We start from the raw sequence: 3,107 nt of genomic DNA, 5'->3' as shown, positions 1-3,107 counted from the left end.
TTATATGCGCTGTTCCTGATTTCGTTACTTGGGCCGTTGGTCATCTTTCTGCTGTTTCGGATGATCCGCACCAGTTATGTCAAGCAGGTCGCTATTTCAGTAGCGAAAAAAGTAAAATATAAAAGTCTGACTCGCTATGTGCTGCTTTCGGTGTGCATCTCAACGGTTGTTAACCTGCTTACTATCAGCCCGTTGCGTAACAGTGATTCTTTTGTGACAGAGGGGCAGTGGTTAACGTTTAAATCGATAATTGCATTGCTCATTCTTTGTGGCGTAGTGTTGGCGATTAATCTGTTTTTTCTGCGCTTCTCCAAGCGGTACGCTTTTCTGGGCAGGCTTTTTTTGCAGGAAATCGATCTGTTTTTCTCCAGTGAAAATGCGTTGTCGACCTTTTTTGCCAAGCCGCTTTGGCTTCGGTTATTCATATTGCTGGTTATTGAAATGATGTGGATTACGCTGGTGTCGGTATTGGCAACGCTTGTGGAATGGCGGATTTGGTTTGAAGCCTATTTTTTACTCTGCTATGTACCGTGCTTAATTTACTATTTTTTCCATTGTCGATTCCTCTGGCATAACGATTTTATGATGGCATGTGACATGTATTTCCGTTGGGGGCATTTTAATAAGTGAGGAAGTTACAGGAAGTGACCAGATAACGCATATATGTTCTCTACTATCTTGCGCATTTTGATTGTTGACTGAGTAACCAGACAGTTGATGTGCACAATTTCCCCTCGCCCTAACAGACGTGGGCGGGGGCACCCGGTGTGTGCAATATACGAAAAAAAAGCCCGTACTTTCGTACGGGCTCTTCTTTAAATATGGCGGTGAGGGGGGGATTGACTCGCTTCGCTCGCCCTGCGGGCAGCCCGCTCACTGCGTTCACGGTCTGTCCAACTGGCTGTCGCCAGTTGTCGAACCCCGGTCGGGGCTTCTCATCCCCCCGGTGTGTGCAATATACGAAAAAAAAGCCCGTACTTTCGTACGAGCTCTTCTTTAAATATGGCGGTGAGGGGGGGATTCGAACCCCCGATACGTTGCCGTATACACACTTTCCAGGCGTGCTCCTTCAGCCACTCGGACACCTCACCAAATTGTCGTTCCTGTCTTGCTGGAACGGGCGCTAATTTAGGGAAATCATGACCTGAGGTCAACAAACTTTTTGAAAAAATCGCGCGTTTATTCAAACTTCAATCAATGTGTGGTTTTAGTAAGCGAAATCTGCTTTTTTTGCCACCGACCACGGATTTGTTATGCTGGTGGCCTTTGTAGATCATAACGATAAGTGCGAATAAATTTCGCACAACGCTTTTCGGGAGTCAGTATGGATATCATCTTTTATCACCCAACGTTCGATACCCAATGGTGGATTGAGGCACTGCGCAAAGCTATTCCTCAGGCAAGAGTCAGAGCATGGAAAAGCGGAGATAATGACTCTGCTGATTATGCTTTAGTCTGGCATCCTCCTGTTGAAATGCTGGCAGGGCGCGATCTTAAAGCGGTGTTCGCACTCGGGGCCGGTGTTGATTCTATTTTGAGCAAGCTACAGGCACACCCTGAAATGCTGAACCCTTCTGTTCCACTTTTTCGCCTGGAAGATACCGGTATGGGCGAGCAAATGCAGGAATATGCTGTCAGTCAGGTGCTGCATTGGTTTCGACGTTTTGACGATTATCGCATCCAGCAAAATAGTTCGCATTGGCAACCGCTGCCTGAATATCATCGGGAAGATTTTACCATCGGCATTTTGGGCGCAGGCGTACTGGGCAGTAAAGTTGCTCAGAGTCTGCAAACCTGGCGCTTTCCGCTGCGTTGCTGGAGTCGAACCCGTAAATCGTGGCCTGGCGTGCAAAGCTTTGCCGGACGGGAAGAACTGTCTGCATTTCTGAGCCAATGTCGGGTATTGATTAATTTGTTACCGAATACCCCTGAAACCGTCGGCATTATTAATCAACAATTACTCGAAAAATTACCGGATGGCGCGTATCTCCTCAACCTGGCGCGTGGTGTTCATGTTGTGGAAGATGACCTGCTCGCGGCGCTGGATAGCGGCAAAGTTAAAGGCGCAATGTTGGATGTTTTTAATCGTGAACCCTTACCGCCTGAAAGTCCGCTCTGGCAACATCCACGCGTGACGATAACACCACATGTCGCCGCGATTACCCGTCCCGCTGAAGCTGTGGAGTACATTTCTCGCACCATTGCCCAGCTCGAAAAAGGGGAGAGGGTCTGCGGGCAAGTCGACCGCGCACGCGGCTACTAATAAAGCATCAGGATTCCTGCTATCCTTGGCGGGAATTGAATACAGGAGAGAGTTATGTATCCCGTCGACCTTCATATGCATACCGTTGCCAGCACACATGCATATAGCACATTGAGTGATTACATTGCCCAGGCCAAACAAAAGGGCATTAAACTTTTTGCGATCACCGATCATGGCCCGGATATGGAAGATGCTCCGCATCACTGGCACTTCATTAACATGCGTATCTGGCCGCGAGTGGTTGATGGGGTAGGGATCCTGCGCGGCATCGAAGCTAACATTAAAAATGTTGATGGTGAAATTGATTGCAGCGGTAAAATGTTTGACTCGCTGGATCTGATTATTGCCGGTTTTCATGAGCCGGTTTTTGCACCACATGACAAAGCGACCAATACACAAGCGATGATCGCCACTATCGCCAGCGGCAATGTGCATATAATAAGCCATCCCGGAAATCCCAAATATGAAATAGATGTGAAAGCCGTTGCTGAAGCAGCCGCGAAACATCAGGTGGCGCTGGAAATCAATAATTCTTCATTTTTACACTCACGTAAGGGCAGTGAAGACAACTGTCGTGCGGTAGCCGCAGCGGTACGTGATGCTGGAGGTTGGGTGGCATTAGGCTCGGATTCTCACACCGCGTTTACCATGGGGGAATTTGAAGAGTGTCTTAAAATCCTCGACGCGGTAGATTTTCCGCCAGAGCGCATTTTGAATGTTTCTCCGCGCCGCTTACTGAACTTCCTTGAATCTCGCGGTATGGCACCGATTGCGGAATTTGCAGACCTTTAATTACTAGTAATGGAAATATATTAATGAACGAGTTTTCTATCCTCTGTCGTGT

Annotated in this window: 2 protein-coding genes, 1 tRNA gene, 1 other RNA gene and 1 pseudogene; 3 read left to right on the top strand and 2 right to left on the bottom strand. The window is 47.9% G+C overall.

Features of this window, described 5'->3' with window-relative positions; translation table 11 throughout:
- Positions 1 to 630 (top strand): annotated as a pseudogene (ycdU, locus tag E0D98_RS22845) (protein YcdU); the annotation flags it as partial.
- Between the two features lie 192 nt (positions 631 to 822).
- On the opposite strand, the gene E0D98_RS22840 reads toward ycdU, so the two are convergent.
- Both E0D98_RS22840 and E0D98_RS22835 read right to left on the bottom strand, forming a co-directional pair.
- Positions 823 to 959, bottom strand: a non-coding RNA gene (locus E0D98_RS22840) — RtT sRNA.
- A 44-nt stretch (positions 960 to 1,003) separates the two neighbouring features.
- Positions 1,004 to 1,091: transfer RNA gene (locus tag E0D98_RS22835), tRNA-Ser, on the bottom strand.
- A 233-nt stretch (positions 1,092 to 1,324) separates the two neighbouring features.
- On the opposite strand from E0D98_RS22835, the gene ghrA reads away from it, so the two are divergent.
- Together ghrA and ycdX are read left to right on the top strand one after the other, a co-directional pair.
- Positions 1,325 to 2,263: a glyoxylate/hydroxypyruvate reductase GhrA gene (ghrA, locus tag E0D98_RS22830; RefSeq protein ID WP_000351317.1), complete on the top strand. Its 939-nt coding sequence runs from the start codon at positions 1,325 to 1,327 to the stop codon at positions 2,261 to 2,263.
- Between the two features lie 54 nt (positions 2,264 to 2,317).
- Positions 2,318 to 3,055: a zinc-binding phosphatase gene (gene ycdX, locus E0D98_RS22825; RefSeq protein ID WP_000283664.1), complete on the top strand. Its 738-nt coding sequence runs from the start codon at positions 2,318 to 2,320 to the stop codon at positions 3,053 to 3,055.
- Positions 3,056 to 3,107: the final 52 nt, after the last annotated feature.

This window comes from Escherichia sp. KCJ4928, from assembly GCF_004352695.1.
Taxonomy (GTDB): Bacteria; Pseudomonadota; Gammaproteobacteria; order Enterobacterales; family Enterobacteriaceae; genus ECMA0423.
This window is presented reverse-complemented; position numbering and strand designations above follow the sequence as displayed.

What these genes read in the sequence shown, in the direction of transcription:
- ghrA (WP_000351317.1), top strand. Translation starts at nt 1,325, where the DNA reads ATGGATATCATCTTTTATCACCCAACGTTCGATACCCAATGGTGGATT.
- ycdX (WP_000283664.1), top strand. Translation starts at nt 2,318, where the DNA reads ATGTATCCCGTCGACCTTCATATGCATACCGTTGCCAGCACACATGCA.